Source organism: Rhizorhapis sp. SPR117 (assembly GCF_021742065.1).
In genome coordinates this window covers 1-527 of record NZ_JAKKIE010000233.1, presented here as the reverse complement: position 1 = coordinate 527, position 527 = coordinate 1, and the positions used below count along the sequence as shown (strand labels likewise).

General features: G+C 57.9%; 1 protein-coding gene. It reads right to left on the bottom strand.

Annotated features, from left to right (window positions below; all coding sequences use genetic code 11):
- Positions 1–21: 21 nt before the first annotated feature.
- Positions 22–441 (bottom strand): IS200/IS605 family transposase, encoded by a 420-nt coding sequence (gene tnpA / locus L3X40_RS22155; RefSeq protein WP_237367478.1) that lies wholly within the window; start codon positions 439–441, stop codon positions 22–24.
- Positions 442–527 lie beyond the last annotated feature (86 nt).

The following is a 527-nucleotide window of genomic DNA, read 5'->3' as shown; positions in this document are numbered from 1 at the left end:
GACCGGCTGATGCCGGTAGGATCAAGTGGAGGGGCTGAAGCCGTTTCTGTGGGAATGCCGGTCCAGGTAACGCATGATGATGTCGTCGGTGATGTTGCCGGACGTGGTGGAGAAATAGCCCCTTCCCCAGAAGCGTTGTCCCCAATAGCGCTTGCGGATGTGCTCGAACTCCTGCTGGATTTTGCGGGATGAGCGGCCTTTGGCGCGGCGCACGAAATCACTGACCGAGACATGGGGCGGGATTTCGACGAACATGTGGACGTGATCGCACGACAGCACGCCGTTGATGATCGTCACGCCCATTTCGGCGCAGACCTGCCGGATGATCTCGCGCACCCGCAGGCGTACCTCGCCGCGCAGCACCTTGAACCGGTATTTAGGCGCCCAGACGATATGATAGCGATGATGAAAAGTCGTGTGACAACCGGTGCTGTATCCCATAGCCTGTAACCTCGGAAAAAAGGGAACTTTCGCCCTTCGGGCTGTTCCCTTTTTTCCGAGGTTACAGGCTACTGGCCGAGTCTAAG